Source organism: Streptohalobacillus salinus, assembly GCF_003201605.1.
Lineage (GTDB): Bacteria > Bacillota > Bacilli > Bacillales > Amphibacillaceae > Streptohalobacillus > Streptohalobacillus salinus.
Genome location: NZ_QJJR01000001.1, coordinates 12,536 through 31,271 on the forward strand (window position 1 = coordinate 12,536; position 18,736 = coordinate 31,271).

Here is an 18,736-nt window from a genome sequence, read left to right on the forward strand (position 1 = left end):
AATGGAGTGAGCACATGTATGCATATATCGATGAAATAAGAAGGCTGTTAGATGAATTAGAACATGACCATGCCTCAATTGATGAAGTCGTTGAATCGATGATTGAAACAGGCTTACAACATAAAAGTATTTTCTGTTTTGGTGCAGGTCATGCCGGTTTAATCGCGCAAGAAATGTATTACCGGGCGGGAGGGTTAATGATTGTTAATCCGATTTTTTCTAGAGAACTGATGCTTGATACTGAACCAGTTACACATACCTCTCAGATTGAGCGCTTACATGGGTATGGTGAGTTGTTAGCGAAAGAAGTGCCCTTTCAAGCAGGAGACTTATTAATTGTTCATTCTGTATCTGGTCGGAATCCAGTCCCGATTGAACTTGCAATGAAAGCCAGCGAGCAAGGAGTGAAAATAATTGCCATTACTAATGTTAAGTATACGAAAAAAGTCACATCAAGGCATCACTCGGGCCTAAAATTGAATGAAGTGGCTGATATCGTAATTGATAATCATGGCGATGTTGGAGATGGTGCAATTACGATAGAAGGAACGGCACAAAAAGTAGCACCAACGTCCACGGTGATTGGCGCTACGATTGTAAACACACTGGTTAGTGAAGTTGTGAAAAAGTGGCCGTTAGATCACGGGACATTGCCGGTTTTTTATAGCGCGAACATCGACGGTGGCATGGAACATAATCGAGAAGCCATAGCGCTTTATCAGGACCAAATCCACTACAAGTTTTAAGCGGATAGCAATGATAATAGTCTTTTTGAACAAAGAAACAACCCGCTAAAAAGCGGGTTTTCGTTTCATTTCAATATTAAATTTATAGCGATCGGCGCGATAAGCGCTTTTTACATATTCAATCGGTGTTTTATTTGCATCACTAAGGTAGCTGATCCGCTGCATTAAGAGAATAGGATCATTCTTTTTTAATTTCAACTGACTGATTTCTTCACTATTAGCAAGCGCTGCTTCTATCGATTGCTGACCAGAGGTGATAATGTACCCTTTATCTTGTTCAAGGTAATCATAAAAAGACTTCTCAACGTCATTTTCAGTTAAGTTGCCAACTAATTTGACAGGCGTGTAGATTGTTTCTAATGCGATGGGTTGTTGATTTGCAAGTCGAAGTCGGACAATTTCATAAATTGATTCTTCATCAGTAAGTTCCAATTTATCATGTATATTCGTCTTATGATCAATGCGTTTCATTGAAATGATTTGCGTAGAAGGTGTTAACTGACGTTGGCGCATGTCTTCACTAAAACTGGTGAGATGAGAAATATCTTGCTCGAATTTTTGTTCATTAATAAATGTCCCGCGGCCACGCTCTCGGTAGAGGATGCCCTCATTGACCAGGTTATTAATGGCTTGTCTCACTGTCATGCGACTGATGCCATGTTTTTCTGCATAGATGCGTTCTGACGGGAGGGGATCATGAGCCTGTAATCCATTCTCGCTTATTTCTGTTTTAATAGCTTCTTCGAGCTGATAATAAATAGGTATTTTAGAGTGCTTATCAATCATTTCTCCCCACCCCTTTCATTTTATTAATAGTTTAACAGAAAACACCATAAAGCACAATATTATGACTAGATAACTATACCAATTAACCTCAATTAAAAACCTGCCAAATTAAATGTTATGACAGGTTTTTAAGCAATGAAAAGAACTACTGTTTTAAATCGTTGATGAGTTTGTTTAGCTGGTTCACTTGTTCGTTTAAGAAATCAGCCATTTTGTTTGTTTCTTCGATTAATTCATGTTGGTGCAATGCCTTTGTTTCAACAGCTTCAGCATAACCGGCTGTTTCCGTTGCGATTTTAGTCAATTGATCGACCTTCTGTAAGACTTCATCCGCATTCGCAGAGATTTCTTCTGTTGTTGCGGCTGTTTCATTTACTTCATGATCGACGTCTTTTGCTGCGGTGATGATTTTTTCAAATTTATCGCGAATCGCTTGAATAGCTGTTTGAGTTTTTGATAATTCACCTGTGCCGGCTTCCATTGAGTTGTTGGCCTGTTTGGCATCGTCTTGAATATCAGCGATGATGGTCGTTACTTTTTCAGCGGATTTTTCAGTTTCTTCAGCAAGCTTTCTTACTTCATCAGCCACAACGGCAAACCCTTTACCAGCTTCACCAGCGCGCGCTGCTTCGATTGCAGCATTCAAGGCTAATAAATTTGTTTGATTAGAAATGTCAGTAATGACGGTAATGATGTTTTCAATGTCTTTCGAACGCTCAGTAAGTGAATGTAGGACGCTCGATAATTCTTTGAACGTCGTGTCAAAGCTAGCCATCTGACTTGCCGTTTGTTTTAACATGCCTTGACCTTCATTTGATTCATCCATCATTAAACGTGAGGCATCGACAATTGAGCTTGTACTTGTCGCAATTTGGTGAATCGCTGCGGTAACATCAGCAATCTTTTCGATACTCGCATCAGCCCCAGCAATCTGATTATTGGCACCAAGTTTTACTTCTTGGATCGCTGTCGCAATTTCTAGAGAAACATCGGTCGTCTCTCTCCCATTGTTATTTAATGATTTAGCAGTGTCGTAAACGTGATCGCTCGTGTTAGATAACTCTTGAACGACACGCTTGAAGATGTCTGCATTTCCTTCGTTTACCCCTTCAAGTGACTTCACTTGTTGTTCTTTCGCACGAATTTGTAAGAGGGTTGCGCTTGCCGTGACAAGCAAGAAGATGGCGTGAATCAAAACCATTGAGAAGGTATAACTATCGGTACCGTAGACAAATATTGAAACAGCCGGAACGAAAAAGCCAAGCAGGTGTTGCCCGACAAAAATGGTCGTCATGGTTAGCACAAGATAAATTTTCTCGTAGTAAGCGAGCATGGCCACAACCATAAAGAGTGAGAAGTGATATTCAACACGACCGTCACCACCCATGATTGTTGCGATGCTGGCAAAAGTTAACGTTAGGGTAATCAATAAGTATAATGATTTATGTTCCGGCTTTAATTTAAATAGTATCAATGATAACACAAAAAGAATGATAGGGAGAGCAAGAAAAATTAGTGAAACAAGGGAATAGTAGCTAGGTTTTGTCATCGTTTCACCGTGTGTATTGATCATTTCAATCAGGTTGAAGTTGTGAATGATATGAACAGCACCCATGATCAATAAAGTCACGGCTGATAAGCCTAGCATGAGTTTGTGTTTTTGCATGATTTGTTCCTCCTTTGAATAGGTAGCCATAAATTTAAAAATGACTGCAAATACTATATCGTCATGTTCAAAGTGAAAGTGAAGGGCTTACAAAAATATTTCCGAGGAAATAATGCGTTGATAATCATGGGGGCTATCGAGAGGGTTGAGGCGTTCTTGGTATGGCTAGACTGCCAAATAAAAAGACGCATGTAGTAGCTACATGCGCCGTGATTATTAAAAGTTACGGAGTCCTGACTCAGGCGTTTGAATAATGGTAGGATTTTTATTCGGGTTTAACCATTTGATAAGCCGGATAACGTTTGCTTCACTCACGGCTGTACACCCTAACGTGTAACTGTTGCCAATGTGAAAGAAAATTGCGCTACCTCGATAGGGTGTCCGGTTCGTGTTGTAATTAATAACAAAGCCATAACGATACAAGGGAATATTCATGTTTTCAGCACTAGTGTATTGATCACTGGATTTCTTTTTAGACTGCCAGCTGTTATAAAGACTGGATTCAGGGTCATCAACCCAGACATCATCATCAGTAATTCCACGGAAAGGAAGTGCTGTACCAGGGTTACCCTTTGAACCAAACGCAGTACCAATGGAAAATTTACCGGCTGGCGATGCGCCATCGCCTTCTTTTTTGTTAAAGCTGAAGCCGCTTTTACCGATGTAGCCATTTGTTGAAAAAACAGGTTGCCAATCACCGTTAGCATCGCGTTCAAAGGTTTCAACTGTAACATTAACTTGCGAAGCCTGTTTATTAGTAACCAGAATAAGCTGTTGGTTATTAGCTACCGTTGTTAATGCTTGGGCCTTATTTTTTACGGCAGGTGGATCGGGTTGTTCGGTCGCTTTCTTTTCGACGTTCGGGTCAGGGGTGCTCGATTTTTTCTCGGTTGTTGTTTCGGACTTAGCTGTTGCTGAGGGCTCTGCTTGTTTTACGACAGCTTGCTTATTTAAGTATGCGTCGTTGACATAGCCTAGCTTGTCGCCAAATTTTATCGCTACCCAAGCACCGTTCGTTGCCGTTGTACTAACTTCGACTGGTTGATTTAATGCTAGGACATCTAAGACAGCATGATGCGTACCAGGTCCTTCACGCATGTTTAATCCGTCAATATTAACATAGCGGGTAGCGGTCGTAGCGAACAGCTCGGTCATTGAGTCAGTTGAGCCTCCATCTAGTGAGTCAGATTCAGCCTCTTGATCGGTAGTGGCTTCGGTCGGTGTCTCGCTACCGAAAAAATTTTCATTAAGCACTTGTAATTCTCGGCTAACAGAAGCATAACCGTGCGTTTCTAAATCAGTTGCAATGATGGGTTCTTCTGATTGAAATCCAGGTAACACGAGCATGAAAATAACAGCAAAAACAATGACACTAAGTAACATATGAAGCAAGGTATTCTTGTTCATCACTGGGCCTCCTTGTGAATCGGTATTAGCTTAGGACGGTTGAAACGTTGTGAACGGTTACGTCGCAAGCGTTACTCTTCAGAAGTATCCGAAGAAACCTCTGTGTTTTCTTCTGTTGTTGTGTCTGAGGTCTGAGTGTCTGTATCGCTTGGTTTGCTATTTGTCTCTGTTTCAGTGGTTTCCTCTACCTCTTCCTCTTCATTTGAACGATCGTCTTTAGTTGTGGTTGAAGTTTCTGAACTAGACGAGGCTTTCTTTTTATCTGTTGTTGCGTCCTTGTCCGTGGAAGTCGTTGATTCACTTGTTGTATGAGTGCTTGTTTTTTTCTTAGTGGTTGTAGACGTGTTTGATTTTGTATCCGTCGTTGAAGGTGAAGATGTGCTGCTTTGCTCAGGTGATGTCTCTGGTGTGTACACATCATTTTTTTCAGCAGAAATGTAGCTTTCATTCACAAAACCATAGCTATCACCAGATTGAATAGGAATCCATTCGGAGTCATCGATGGATGGTCCGATATACACTTCGTCATTAAGGACAAGGTGGCCAGTAATTTCATAATCAGTACTCGGACCTTCACGCATGTTTAGACTGCTAGCATCTACGTAAAAAACGGTATGTTCATCTATGAGCGTAGCAAATGCTTCCGGGTCAAGCGGCAGTTGAGCATCTAAATCTGTCTCATCGTCCTCAGAATCAGTGGCACCAGCGTCATCTAAATTTTTTAGAGCTAGTGCAGCTGTTCGTTGATTAGACGACTGCGCGGTTAAAATGCGAAAGGTTTGATTTTGGTTAATAAAGACAAGCGCAATGATAATGATAAGACTTAAAATGCTCGTAATGATGGCGAGAATATGTTGCTTTTGCATAGGTCGTTGCTCCTTACGTTAAATTTTTTATAAAGACAAGCCGGTCACGGGCCCGGATGCCTTGTTCATAAATGGCTTCGGGATAACTTAAGAAATAATCGAGTTCAATTTCCATCAAGCGAAAGCCAAGTTTTTGATAAAAGGCAATGTTATCGATGCTGGAATTTGCTGTCTTCACAACCATTGTTCGATAGCCTTTTTCCTTGTAATAAGTCTCAGCTTGAGCAATGACTGCTTTACCATAACCTTGATTACGAATTGTTTTCTTAATCGCAATGTTTTTAAGCTCAACCGTACCTTGTTCAGGGAAGGTAAACAAGCTAACACCGATGATTTTTTGTTCGCGTCTGATTGAAAATAAGTCACCATCTTTAATGTAGGTATTGATGAGTTGTTCGGCAGGATCAGCTTCGAGTAAAAGCGGCAAAAAATTTGCGCGTTTGTAATCAGGTATTGCAATCAACGATATTGAACTCATAGAGAACCTCCTGTTAGCTTTATTATGCATAAAGTGTATCACGTTTTATATGTCAAAGGCTATTGAATTGTGAATGATATTACAAAAGATTAGGAGATATAGGTTTTAAGCTATTCAGCGAATGTAGGTTTAGGCGCATTTTATAGTAGTGAAAGCGTGGGAATTGGGGTCTCTTAAAAAGGCTGGGTGTTAGAAAAAAGATTGAAAAATTTTGAAATGGCACGTTCACGTTTTTACCAGATCAAAAGATCCAGATATAGCGCAAGGTGTTTTCGCTTACAGTTTGTTTATCGGAGAGAAAAAAAGCACTAAAACTTAGATTTAGCGCGGTCTTACAGCCCTTGACAAAAGTGGTTCAAAGTAAGAGAATGAGTTAAATTGAGAAAGATAAATCAGCGTTGACTATGTATTGGAGGAGAAAGGAAATGAATATTTATTTGTTATTTGCACTGGCACTCATACCGATTATCTTTTTAATTGTATCGTTAGGTGTTTATAACCGACCGGCGTACAAAGCAGGAATTTGGAGTGTTATCATTGCAAGTGTACTGGCTTTAGTCGTCTTCGATATGACGCCTTTCGGGATTTTTACGGCAATATTAGAAGGTGCTGCTTTAGCAATTTGGCCGATTATGATTGTGATAGTAGCGGCGATCTTCACTTATAATTTAGCTCAACATACAAAGAGCATGGACATCATTAATAAAATGTTATCGAGTATCTCGACCGATAAAAGAATTCAAGTACTCATCTTAGCCTGGGGCTTTGGTGGGTTTTTAGAAGCGGTTGCGGGGTATGGGACGGCGGTAGCCCTACCTGCTAGTATTTTAGCAGCCCTGGGGTTTAATCCGTTATTTGCGGCTGTTATTTCATTAATAGCTAATACGGTACCAACTGCTTTTGGTGCCGTAGGTATACCTGTTTCGACATTAGCCCAAGTAACTGGACTTGAAGTCACAACGTTAAGTTATACGATCGTCTTGCAACTTACCTTGTTTATCATTGTGATTCCTTTCCTTCTCGTTATGATGACAGGCGGGAGTTGGAAATCGCTTAAGGGTGTGACGGGCATTACGTTAGCTTCTGGTATCGCTTTTGCCCTGCCGCAAATCTTTGTTGCGAAATATTTAGGTGCGGAGCTTCCGGCATTAGTAGGTAGTTTGGCAAGTATGGCCGTCACAATCGGAATGGCGCTTATTTTCCATAAAGATAAAAAAGCAAAAACTAAAGAAGTAGTGACTGCATCTGAAGGCTTTAAAGCATGGTTACCGTATCTGTTAATTCTTATCTTTATTCTTATCACTAGCCCATTGTTTCCACCAATCTATGAGTTTGTTTCGCATATTAAAACAAGTGTAACAATCTATCAAGGACCAGGCGCAGCGGTGACGACATTTAAATGGGTAGGTACACCAGGTGTCTTGATTATTCTAGCGGCGCTTATCGGTAGCTTGGTTCAGGGCGCGACCTTAAAAGAAATCGCCGCGGTGTTTGTTAAAACATTAAAACAATTGACTAAGTCTGCAGTCACGGTGATTGCGATAGTTTCACTGGCTAAGATTATGGGGTACAGCGGCATGATCGTCTCGATTGCGACGGTGCTTGTTATGGTGACGGGCTCTTTCTACCCGTTCTTTGCGCCAATGCTCGGTACACTCGGAACGTTTGTGACCGGTAGTGACACGTCATCTAACATTTTATTTGGACCGTTACAAATTGAAGTCGCTGAATCGATTGGAGTGGATCCTTATTGGTTAGCCGCTGCAAACACTTCAGGTGCAACAGGCGGAAAGATGATTTCTCCGCAAAGTATTGCCGTCGCGACCTCAGCAACGGGATTAATTGGCCAAGAGGGTACCATTTTTAAGAGCACAGTGAAATTCTGTTTAGGTTATGTTGTTGTGTTAGGTATTTTGGTTTACGTCGGCAGCTTATTTATCTAAAGCGATTAATCATAACGTGCCAATTAGTACGATAAAATCAAACGGATTTAAGGTACCTTACTTTTCATTGGATGAGAAGTAAGGTTTTTTTCCGTTAATTAGGAAAAAGGGGGATATTCTGTTGTGGAGAGGGTATAATGAATACTGTATTGTCTTATTAGTTAATATCAATTAAATATGTAAAAAACAGCTATTATATAAATTTTTTTCAATTTCACATTTAGATGGCATAAAGCTTTGTGTTAAACTAAAGGTATCCGTGTAGTGGAGAAGAGAGGGTGGAATCGAAGTGGTTCAACGTCATATAATTCGTAACATCGTGATTGCCGTTATGCTTCAAGCAACCTTACTGCTATTTTATGATTATCAGTTAATTAGACAACTGCTGGCCATTTTTATTCCACTTGCTTTAGCAAGTGTTATTATTGCGAAATTGTTAAATTTACTGAAAGATAAAAAGCGAGAAGATCGAATCTTCCTCTATTTGTTGTTAATTAGCTTTTTCTTTTATTTGAGTTCCTATTTGATTTGGTTTGTTGATCTTCTTCGTGGTGTACCCATTGTATCCACGACCTTGTCGTTTAGTCTCTGGATTTTAGTCTATCCGCTATTATGTTCTGCTGTGTTAGTCAAATTGATCCAATTAAAAAATAAAGATAAACTTATTCAACACTTATTTACGATTGTAACGTTCTTCATTATTGTCGGAACATTTATGCTACACTATGTGATTTTTCCATATATAGAAACATATGATGACTCATTTTGGCATGTACTGATTCTTTTTACTGAACCGTTATTAAGTGGAGTACTCCTCGGGGCAGGACTGATTTTGTATTTCCTCTCTACCGAGACAAGTCAACGAGCAACGGTATTTTTCTTTGTGTCCGGTTTGTTTATACAAGCGCTGGCTGAGAGTGTATATGTGGTGCAACGACTTTTAGATAATTATACGATTGGAAATACGACCGATGTCTTGTGGATACTTGCGCTGCTCTGCTTTTTATCAGCCGTACGTATGTTAGAACAAGAACCGAAAGAGATAAATTGGCGTTTGATGCGCTTGATTGACCATCAAGATAGCTTGTTTCCCTACTTTGTTATCCTAGGCTTTGTCATCTATTGCTATTATCAAATAGCGTTAGGATTGAATATCTTTTCAATTGCAGTGTTTTTACTGATGGTGCTCCTGATTATTCATCAACTGGTCGTCGTGAGACGTAACTCACGCTTGATTAATGACTATCAACGGGCCATTTATTATGATGAATTAACGAACCTGCGTAACCGAACCAGCATGATTCAGGATTTACCCACTATTTTAAATAAAGCGAAACGGTATCAGAAAGTGGTATCAATTATCTTAATTGACATCGATCGATTTAAAACCATTAACGATTCGCTCGGTCACGAGGCTGGTGACTACGTTTTAAAAAAAATCGCAAAGCGGTTTGAAAAAATAATTAGTGCCTCTTATATTTTGTACCGTATCGGGGGCGACGAGTTTGTTTTTATCGGCTTTGGTTTAGACAGAACGACCATTGAACAGTTTGTGCACAGTGCGATGGCTGAATTAAAACGTACCGTGAAGTTTCATGGAACGAATTTAAACATCTCAGCTAGTGTCGGAATCAGTGTGTTTCCGGACAACAACCCTGCAGGTGAAGGGTTGTTCCAATACGCAGATGCAGCCATGTATCAAGCCAAAGCACAAGGAAAAAACCAATATATTTTCTTTGATGACAGCTTAAAACATGCCTTAGATCGTCGGCTATTGTTGGAAAATGAACTGCGCACCGCGGTAGAAGATGATGAGCTTGTGGTCTATTACCAATCAAAAATGAATATCCTTACCCATGAATGTGTGGGCTATGAAGCGTTGGTGCGTTGGAATCATCCTAGCCTTGGTTTAATTTCGCCGGGTGAGTTCATCCCAATCGCAGAAGAAACTGGTGAAATTAAAGCGGTCGGTGCCTATGTATTAAATGCCGCCATTAAACAAAATAAAAAATGGCAAGACGAAGGTTTTGGCTATTTTCCAGTCTCGGTTAACGTTTCGGCTGAACAATTTAATCAATTTGATTTTGTTGATCAAGTTAAAAAAATGTTGAAGCGTCATCAGTTGACGCCTAAATACTTAGAATTAGAAATTACCGAGAGCATCATGCAAGATGTTGAAACAGTCCTGCCAGTCATTCAAGCATTTAAGGCAATGGGGATTCAATTATCACTTGATGATTTTGGTACCGGTTATTCGTCGCTATACATCTTAAAAGAATTACCAGTAGATACGATTAAGATTGATCAAAGTTTTGTGCGGACGATTAATGACCCGCGCTCAGAGAGTATTGTTAAAACAATCATTGATATTGGAACCAACTTAGGGATGCAAGTGATTGCCGAAGGCATTGAAACATTTGAGCACCTCGAGCACTTAAAAGCAAAAGGGTGTATCTTTGGACAAGGGTATTACTATAGCCGGCCAGTGCCGGTCGAAAAAGTGAAAAAATGCATGAGCTAACAACGTACAGCACTGCCATGAAAGGGGTGCTGTACGTTGTTTTAAGTTGATTTAAAATTGCTTTTGTGTCTAAAGTATGATAAAAAAGGGAATGTTATTAGAGTGAAAAGATAGATGTGGGGGGGATTTTATTGGAACTTCAAATGATTGAAATATATGTCCCGAATGAAATTATTGAAGACTTTAAAGAACAGGTAAAAGACTTTGAAGTTGTAAACTTATGGCGAAGTCGATCAAATGATCAATTTAGTCTGTTTAAAATATTGATTGAAAAGCAGAATGCAGAAGATATTTTGGACTTTTTGGAAACTGATCGTGACATAAGAGAACCGCTACAAGCTTTTTTATATGATATCTCAACCTACTTACCACGTGAAAAAGAAGAAGAAAAGCAAGAAAAAGCGACAGAATCTGAAGAGGAAACAGAGGAAGAAAAGAAGATTGCGTTAACGCGTGCGAGTCGACAGGAGCTGTATAATGTCGTAGAATCATCAAGCTACTTCACTGTTAATTTTCGCTGGATGCTTGTCTTATCAGCGATTGTTGCTGCGGCTGGTCTTGCTAATGATAATGCAGCAGTAGTGATTGGAGCGATGGTGATTGCCCCTTTAATTGGGCCATTCACTTCATTAAGCTTTGCAGCATTGCTAGGTGATATGACCTTGATGAAGCGGTCGTTGCTGACATCGTTACTGGGTGTGCTCATTCCATTAACTATTGCGATTGGTTTCGGTTTCATGTTTGGTGCACCGATGGACAGTGATGAATTTCTTTCACGGACAGAAGTTGGTTTAATGGATATTATTATTGCTTTAGCTGCTGGTGCTGCCGGTGCGTTGTCCTTTGTAAAGCGATTGAGTGAAGCGCTTGTCGGTGTGATGGTTTCTGTTGCTTTACTTCCACCTGCGGTTGTTCTCGGTATGATTATCGGTGCGGGTGAATGGGGACTAGTAATGACGCCGCTATTGTTGGTCTTAGTCAATATTCATGCCATTATTTTGTCGGCAATCTTAGTCTTTTGGATCACTGGTATTAAACCGGTCAACTGGAAAGAAATGCAGATCGCCAGTGTCTCACGTGTCGCTGCCTTGATCTTCTTCAGTGTTATAATTATAACGTTAGCGGTAATTATTTACTTGATTTCTCAGAATTAAGTGAAATAATCGTAAGTTGGCTTAAAAAAATCGATGACTGTAACCTTTCATATAAAGGTAGGTAAGGAGGATGTTTAATTAAATGGAATCACGTAAGGAAATGGAAGAAATTTTCAAAGGGTTTGCAGCAGAGGTTGATAATGTTTGGCATCTTTTTCTTAATATGAATGATGGACTTTTAATCACCGATCACCATGAACGCATCTTGCTCGCCAACCCTGCTTTTGAACGTATTTCAGGATACTCCTATAAAGAGTTAGTCGGCAGAACACCACGTATTGTAAAGTCTGGTCTCACGCCGAAATCGCAATATAAAGAGATGCGGCGTGCGCTTAATGCGAATAGTACATGGACGGGCGACATGATTAATCGACGTAAAGATGGTGAGTTATATTATGCGGATCAAACGATTACCGCGGTGCATCATGGTGATCAAGCGTATTACACCTCAATCACGCGTGATGTCACTGAACAGGTCAATCAGCAAAAAGAAGTCCATCAACTGGCTTATTATGATCGGCTAACCGGGCTTCCGAATCAAGCGTACTTATACGATGTCTTGACCTCTGCCGCGCGCGCAGGTGAACCTTTTGCCGTTGCTCTATTTGATATTGACCGCTTTAAATACATCAACGACGTGCTCGGCCACCACAATGGTGACAAAATTATTTGTGAAGTCGCCAAACGTCTTGAACAATACTTACCGGATAAATCAGTCGTTAGTCGCTTTAGTGGCGATGCATTTCTAGTGTATTTGGCAGGATTTGATGATGCTGAAACAATCGTAAAACAGATAGAAGTACTGATGCACCACGTTCGTAAATACCCGTTCATCGTAGGAAGTGAACGTTATTATTTAACGCTAAGTGGTGGGATCAGTGTGTATCCACATGATGGTACAGAAATAGATGCTTTGATTAAGTATGCCGATCAAGCGATGTATCGTTCAAAGGATAACGGACGCAATACGTATCAGTTCTATTTAGAAGGCATGGAGCCCAATGCAAGTAATCGTCTAGAGTTGATGCATGAGTTGAATCAAGCGGTGAAAAAGAACCAATTTGTTGTCTATTTTCAACCGCAAATATGTCTAGCTGATCATCGTGTCATTGGGGTAGAAGCTTTGGTGCGTTGGAATCACCCGACCCGAGGGCTGTTAACACCTTACCATTTTCTTAATGAAGCAGAAGAGTTTGGTTTACTCAGCCAAATTGATCAGTTAGTAATGGCGGAAGCTTTTGCAACTGGACGGCATTGGCATGAGTCTGGCTATGACGATCTCGTAATCTCTGTCAATATGTCACAGCATTTATTCAATCAAGCAAATGTTGTTGAAGTCATCAAGGCTATGCTTAAGACGTCAGGAATAAAACCGAAGAATGTCCTTATAGAAATTACAGAAAATGTTGCGCTTAGTCAAGTTGCACATGCGAAAAAAATCATTGATGACTTTCATGCGATCGGTGTGAAGGTGGCGTTAGACGATTTTGGCACGGGTTATTCAAGCCTTAGTCAACTCCGTAATTTTCCATTTGATTCAGTAAAAATAGATCAATCGTTTATTCGATCAAGCACGGGTGATGATTTGGATGCAGCTTTCGTTGAATCGATCATTCATATGGCAAAGTTGTTTCACTTTGATGTAGTCACTGAAGGTATTGAAACGCAGTCACAATTAGCTTTTGTGAAAGAAAAACATGCCGACATTGCGCAAGGTTATTTAATCCAAAAACCCGCGCCTAAAGATAGAGTGAGGCTGGTGTTGCTGGACGATTTACATGGTGATTCACCTGCGACGTAGGTAAGTGAAATCTAATCAAGCGATTATAAAAACGGACGCCTTGCAGTGATCAAGGTGAGAGCAAAGAAGCAGAAAAGAATGTAAAAAGTTTCACTTTCTTTTAAATGTAAACTTGTTTTGTGCTATAATCAAACAGATAAACAAACTATCGTTTTTTAAACAATAACTTTAATCCGTCTAGTGACAGCAACAGATAAAGTCAAATGCTGAGTCTGTTCAAATAAGAAATTATTCAGAGTGAAGGAAAGGTGATTTAATAATGAAAAAGATTGCAGTACTCACATCAGGTGGCGATTCTCAAGGAATGAACAGCGCAATTCGTGCTGTTGTTCGAACAGGACTTCGACATGGTTTTGAAATGTATGGCATTAAACGTGGGTTCAAAGGCTTAATGGCCGATGATTTTATTGAACTTGGTTCGAGAGAAGTAAGTGATATCTTATATCGGGGTGGCACATTCTTACAATCTGCGCGTTCTGAAGCCTTTAAAACGGAAGAAGGTCAACTCAAAGGCGTTGCGAATTTAAAAAAACGTGAGATAGATTATGTCGTTGTCATCGGTGGCGATGGTAGTTATCGTGGTGCGCAAGCACTGACGCGTCATGGTATTCAAACGTACGGGTTACCAGGGACAATTGACAATGATATTCCGCTAACAGATTATACCATCGGCTTTGATACAACGTTGAATGTGGTGACGGATGCGATTGGAAACCTACGTGACACGATGAGTAGTCATGAGCGTGTCAGTGTAATTGAAGCAATGGGACGTAATTGTGGTGATATTGCTTTGCAAGCTGGAATTTCTAGTGGGGTAGATGCCATATTAATTCCTGAGGTAAACAATGATATTGATAAGATTGCCGATGAGATTAAAGCAGGCTTCGATCGTGGTAAGTCACATAGTATCGTTGTTGTTGCTGAAGGTGCAGGCAATGCTGAAGATGTTGCGAATGCGATTAAAGAGCGGACCGGTCTTGATACACGTCCAACCGTACTCGGTCATATTCAGCGTGGGGGTACTCCGAGTGCATTTGACCGTGTTTTCACGAGCCGTATGGGGCACCGTGTGATTGAGTTGATTGAAGAAGGTACTTACAATGTTGCTTTAGGCATGCAAGAAAATCGAATAACCTATCATACATTTGATGAAATTTTCTCAGCTGAAAATTCAATTGATGACCGCTTATACAAAGTATTTGAAGACTTGGTTTAAGAATAGACCAATGACTATTACGAAAGAAAGCCCGTTCAAAATCAATTTTGATTTTGAACGGGCTTTTTGTTAAATCTCTTCCGTTTCACCTGTTTCGATGGAGCGTAACGCGGCATCGATAGCTTTCATGTTGTTATAGCTGTGTTTAAATGTTAAGAGTGGTTCTTGATCATTTAAAATTGAATACGATATGTGTTCCACTTCATCACGATATAAATCATTGTGGAAGGATTCTGTCGACGTTTTAAAGCCTTGATCTAGGACGACCAGTCCTTCACCACCACGTGTATCGGGACGAAAAGCACGTGGGACATGGATATGGCCATCTGTGCCATAAACATGATAGTTGTCACGGCCGAATTGGTCAAAACTACTTGTGACAACGGCTGTTTTCCCCGAAGCAAAAGTAAAGTAAGAGACTGTTGTCGTATCAATCCCAGTTTTTTCATCTTTGATTGCCTCTGTTTTAACAGTAATCGGCTCTTCATCTAAAATATGACGCATGGCATGGATCGTGTAGCAACCCACATCATAGAGGCTACCTCCACCGAGTGTTCGATCCATACGGATATTACTATCACGATCATTTAAATGAAAGGTAAAACTAGCTTCAAATTGTTTAACCTCACCAATTGCCCCTTCTTTAATCAGTTCTTTCACCCGGTGATGTTGCGGATGGAAATAATACATAAAGGCTTCCATGAAAATCACGCCATTTTCAATCACTGCTTGTTTGATTTCATGAACATCTTGACTTGTTAAAGCAATTGGTTTTTCTAGTAGAATATGTTTTTTCTTGTTCGCTGCTCGAATTGCCCATTCCTTGTGCAAATGATTAGGCAGTGGAATATAGACAGCATCAATATCAGGATCATCAAGGACTTCATGATAACTATCATATGCTTTTTCAATGTCTAATTGTTCAGCTACCTCTTGCGCACGTCCACTTAAACTTGAAATGGCAACAACTTCAGCGTTGTCGGCGCGCTTCATTGCCGGTATAACCTCGTGTTGGGCGATGCCAGCTGTACTTAAGACACCCCATCTAATTTTATCACTCATTAAAATAGCCTCCTTATAGTTGATATCGCTTTCATTGTACTACAAATTTTGTGCTTTGTCAGTTAATCAAAATCCCCCCTGGTTGTTTGTGTTAACAACGAGGGGGGATCTTCTAAAACTTTTATAATTTAAAGCGTGATACTTCATTTTCTAAATCATTAGAAAGATGACGTAATTGATCTGAACTGTTTGATACTTCTTCCATTGATGAGTTGGTCTCTTCTGCTGATGCTGCTGTTTCTTCAACTGCAGCAGCGGATTCTTCTGAGACAGCCGCGATATCATCAATTGCTTTTTGCATTTCACCGGTTTCGGTTTCAATTTGGTTTAAATCGTTGACGACTTTATTGATATTATCAACCATTTGCCCAATTGCTTGTTTGATGGTATCAAAAGCTTCGCCGGTTTCTTTAATTTGACTAGAGCCGTCTTCAACCGCTTTGTAACCGGAGCTTAAGGACTCAGCTACTGTTTTAGATTCATTCTGGATGTCGGTAATGATACCAGTGATATCAGAGACAGATGCGCCGACTTGTTCAGCAAGTTTTCTTACTTCGTCAGCCACCACAGCAAATCCACGTCCTTCTTCGCCAGCACGCGCTGCTTCAATCGCCGCATTAAGTGCTAGAAGGTTTGTCTGTTCAGCAATCTCTTGAATGACTTGAACAATTGAACCGACTTCGTTTGCTTTTTTGTCGAGCCCTTGTACTTTTTCAAAGGCGTCTTTGACAATCTGATCAATCGTCGTCATTTGTTTGACAGAAGTTGAGACTTTAACAGCACCAGCTTCACTTAATTGCGTAACATCGCTGGATCCACCCTCAACATCATTCGCATGGGTGGTCGCTGTTTTAACATATTGGTTAAATTTCTCCATCGTAACAGCTAAATCGCTCGCACTATTTGCTTGTGATTCACTACCACTTGAAAGTTCTTCCATGGTTGCGGCAATTTGTTCACTGCCTTCTTTTACTTGAGAAGATGCCATTGATAAGGTATCGCTTTGGTTGGCGACATCTTTAGTGGCTTGTTTGACGCGATCAATCATTTGACGCAACTGCGTCTTCATCTGATTTACACTATCAGCTAAGTCTTTAAATTCATTGTCGCCTTTAACTTCAACATCATTCGGACTGAGGTGCCCGTTGGCAACTTCGTTCATTTCTGTGCGAATGTGTGCCAAGTTTGTGCTAATATTTTTAACAAGATAAAAGACAACCAGTAAGCCAATGATGATGGCAATGGCAGCGGTAATTAAATTCTGAATTAAAATATCAGAACGGACCATTCCGGCAAGTTCAGCCATGTCAAAGTCAAGGCCAACAACACCGATGGTGTTACCTGCTTCATCATTGATTGGGGAAGCGACAGTAATAACGGGACGCCCTGTGGCGGTATCAATGTAAGGTGCTGTCCAAATCGTGTCATTCGCTTCTGTTGCGAGTGAGTACCATTCCGTCGTGGTTGGGTCATAGCCTGTTAAATCAACATCGGGAATGCTGTGTAAATAAAGAGCCCGATCTTCTGTCCCTAAGTATAGGTTCAAAATAAAAGGATCATCTTCGGCGATGTCTGCGAGGGTTTCTTGATAGAAACCGGTGAGCTCATCAGTATTGCCGGCTGGTAGTTGTGAGCTATCAATAGCCTCAGTACCTGAGGGATCAACACGGGTGTAGTCGAACACATCACGCGTCCGATAATCGTTTACTTTCGCTTCATATTCCGTAAACGTTTCTTCATACGCACTCCCAAGCGCCTCCAATTCCTCCTTTTCAATAATCGCACGTTCAATGATCGCTGTGTTAGAATAAGAAATAAAACTAGTGACACCTAGCGGAACAACGAGTAAAATAATCATAAAAAACGGTAATAAAAACTTAATTTGCTTAAACTTTCTCACGACAAACTTCTCCCTTCGAAATTAAAAACTTGAGCACATGTCTGCCTAAAAACAGACAGGCTTTCTCTATAGTTTTATTTCGTCAGTATAAAGCACTAAGTGAAGGAGATTGAGGGAATTTTCAGATTAATAGTTTAATGGACCTATGTTTTTGTTGGATGTTGGGACTGTTTTAGTTGATGAATGGATAAAGGAGAAGATAATGGATGGACGGTTGGTTGATATATAATCAGGGCATGCAAACAGAAAAATTTCAAACGATACATCATCGGTACATTGAAGCAGCCAAAGGGGAAAGCATGACGCTTTTGCCCCTGAGTAATGCAGAAATAACTATTGGAATAAAAGATAATCGTCACACATTATTGAATCAAAAAAAACCAAGCTTCGTGCTATTTCTTGATAAAGATATTCAATTAGCCATGCAGTTAGAAGCCATGCATATTCCAGTGTTTAATTCTTCAGCGGCAATTGCGGTGTGCGATGACAAAGGGTTGATGCATCACACCCTAGCTACGTCTGCACTTAACCAACCCGACACAATCATCGCACCGCTGTTGTTCCAACATCAATTGACGATGCCACAAGCATTTATTGATAGAGTCATTAAGCAGTTAAGCTTTCCGCTTGTCATGAAGAAAAGTTTCGGTTCATTTGGCTATGATGTCCACTTGATTGAAGACAGAGAACAGTTACTGGCGCTAAGCAATGAATGGGTGCATATTCCCCATATTTATCAACAATATATTGAAGCGAGTCACGGTCGCGATGTGCGGATTCATGTTGTGGGTGGCGCGGTGGTTGCTAGTGTCTTACGTCAATCAACGAATGATTTTCGGGCGAATGTGACCAATGGTGGCGTGATGCATCGCTATGAACCTAACGATGCTTTTAAACAGTTAGCCATTGCGGCCGCGGACCGGTTAGGCTTAGATTTTTGTGGTGTTGATTTACTATTTAATGAAGATAACCAGCCAACAATCTGTGAGGTCAATTCCAATGCGCATATTGAAAATGTATCTCGTGCAACCGGCATTGATGTTGCTGCATGTATTATGAACCACATCAAACGTCGAATCGATGTAAAATATGACTGAGTAACCGAAACACTTGACGGTTTCCTGGTAAATTTATAGGTTATTAAACCTATAAATGAACAAAAAATTTCTTAAAAGTTAATAAAATTCTGG

The 18,736-nt window shown here is 40.3% G+C and carries 14 protein-coding genes; 7 read left to right on the forward strand and 7 right to left on the reverse strand.

Annotated features, from left to right (window positions below; translation table 11 throughout):
* Positions 1 to 14: 14 nt before the first annotated feature.
* A complete protein-coding gene (locus DES38_RS00055) occupies positions 15 to 746 on the forward strand; it encodes a sugar isomerase domain-containing protein (RefSeq protein ID WP_110250035.1) in 732 nt (243 codons plus the stop codon).
* 45 nt (positions 747 to 791) lie between these two features.
* Here DES38_RS00055 and DES38_RS00060 read toward each other — a convergent pair whose 3' ends face one another.
* The 5 genes from DES38_RS00060 to DES38_RS00080 all read right to left on the reverse strand — a co-directional run bounded on the left by DES38_RS00060 (position 792) and on the right by DES38_RS00080 (position 5,949).
* A complete protein-coding gene (locus DES38_RS00060) occupies positions 792 to 1,532 on the reverse strand; it encodes a GntR family transcriptional regulator (RefSeq protein ID WP_110250036.1) in 741 nt (246 codons plus the stop codon).
* Between the two features lie 145 nt (positions 1,533 to 1,677).
* A complete protein-coding gene (locus DES38_RS00065) occupies positions 1,678 to 3,198 on the reverse strand; it encodes a methyl-accepting chemotaxis protein (protein ID WP_170114255.1) in 1,521 nt (506 codons plus the stop codon).
* A 216-nt stretch (positions 3,199 to 3,414) separates the two neighbouring features.
* Complete coding sequence (locus tag DES38_RS00070; protein WP_110250038.1) at positions 3,415 to 4,605, reverse strand: SH3 domain-containing protein; 1,191 nt, start codon at positions 4,603 to 4,605, stop codon at positions 3,415 to 3,417.
* 71 nt (positions 4,606 to 4,676) lie between these two features.
* Positions 4,677 to 5,471: an SH3 domain-containing protein gene (locus tag DES38_RS00075; protein WP_110250039.1), complete on the reverse strand. Its 795-nt coding sequence runs from the start codon at positions 5,469 to 5,471 to the stop codon at positions 4,677 to 4,679.
* Between the two features lie 13 nt (positions 5,472 to 5,484).
* The gene (locus DES38_RS00080) at positions 5,485 to 5,949 is read right to left on the reverse strand and encodes a GNAT family N-acetyltransferase (RefSeq protein ID WP_110250040.1); all 465 of its coding nucleotides are present in this window, start codon (positions 5,947 to 5,949) and stop codon (positions 5,485 to 5,487) included.
* 425 nt (positions 5,950 to 6,374) lie between these two features.
* Here DES38_RS00080 and DES38_RS00085 point away from each other — a divergent pair, with 425 nt between their 5' ends.
* From DES38_RS00085 to pfkA, 5 genes are all read left to right on the forward strand, one after another.
* Positions 6,375 to 7,892: an L-lactate permease gene (locus tag DES38_RS00085; RefSeq protein ID WP_110250041.1), complete on the forward strand. Its 1,518-nt coding sequence runs from the start codon at positions 6,375 to 6,377 to the stop codon at positions 7,890 to 7,892.
* 289 nt (positions 7,893 to 8,181) lie between these two features.
* Positions 8,182 to 10,413 (forward strand): putative bifunctional diguanylate cyclase/phosphodiesterase, encoded by a 2,232-nt coding sequence (locus DES38_RS00090; RefSeq protein ID WP_110250042.1) that lies wholly within the window; start codon positions 8,182 to 8,184, stop codon positions 10,411 to 10,413.
* A gap of 131 nt (positions 10,414 to 10,544) precedes the next feature.
* Positions 10,545 to 11,567 carry a TIGR00341 family protein gene (locus DES38_RS00095; RefSeq protein WP_170114257.1) on the forward strand — a complete coding sequence of 341 codons (1,023 nt, stop codon included), beginning with the start codon at positions 10,545 to 10,547 and terminating at the stop codon, positions 11,565 to 11,567.
* An 82-nt stretch (positions 11,568 to 11,649) separates the two neighbouring features.
* Positions 11,650 to 13,368, forward strand: coding sequence for a putative bifunctional diguanylate cyclase/phosphodiesterase (locus DES38_RS00100; protein WP_110250043.1), 1,719 nt, complete (start codon positions 11,650 to 11,652; stop codon positions 13,366 to 13,368).
* Between the two features lie 259 nt (positions 13,369 to 13,627).
* Positions 13,628 to 14,584 carry a 6-phosphofructokinase gene (pfkA, locus tag DES38_RS00105; RefSeq protein ID WP_110250044.1) on the forward strand — a complete coding sequence of 319 codons (957 nt, stop codon included), beginning with the start codon at positions 13,628 to 13,630 and terminating at the stop codon, positions 14,582 to 14,584.
* 69 nt (positions 14,585 to 14,653) lie between these two features.
* On the opposite strand, the gene DES38_RS00110 is transcribed toward pfkA, so the two are convergent.
* Together DES38_RS00110 and DES38_RS00115 are read right to left on the reverse strand one after the other, a co-directional pair.
* A complete protein-coding gene (locus DES38_RS00110; RefSeq protein ID WP_110250045.1) occupies positions 14,654 to 15,646 on the reverse strand; it encodes a Gfo/Idh/MocA family protein in 993 nt (330 codons plus the stop codon).
* A 121-nt stretch (positions 15,647 to 15,767) separates the two neighbouring features.
* Entirely contained in the window at positions 15,768 to 17,546 is a 1,779-nt protein-coding gene (locus tag DES38_RS00115) for a methyl-accepting chemotaxis protein (RefSeq protein ID WP_110250046.1), read from the reverse strand.
* A gap of 206 nt (positions 17,547 to 17,752) precedes the next feature.
* Here DES38_RS00115 and DES38_RS00120 point away from each other — a divergent pair, with 206 nt between their 5' ends.
* Entirely contained in the window at positions 17,753 to 18,643 is an 891-nt protein-coding gene (locus DES38_RS00120) for a RimK family alpha-L-glutamate ligase (RefSeq protein WP_110250047.1), read from the forward strand.
* The last annotated feature ends 93 nt before the right edge of the window (positions 18,644 to 18,736 follow it).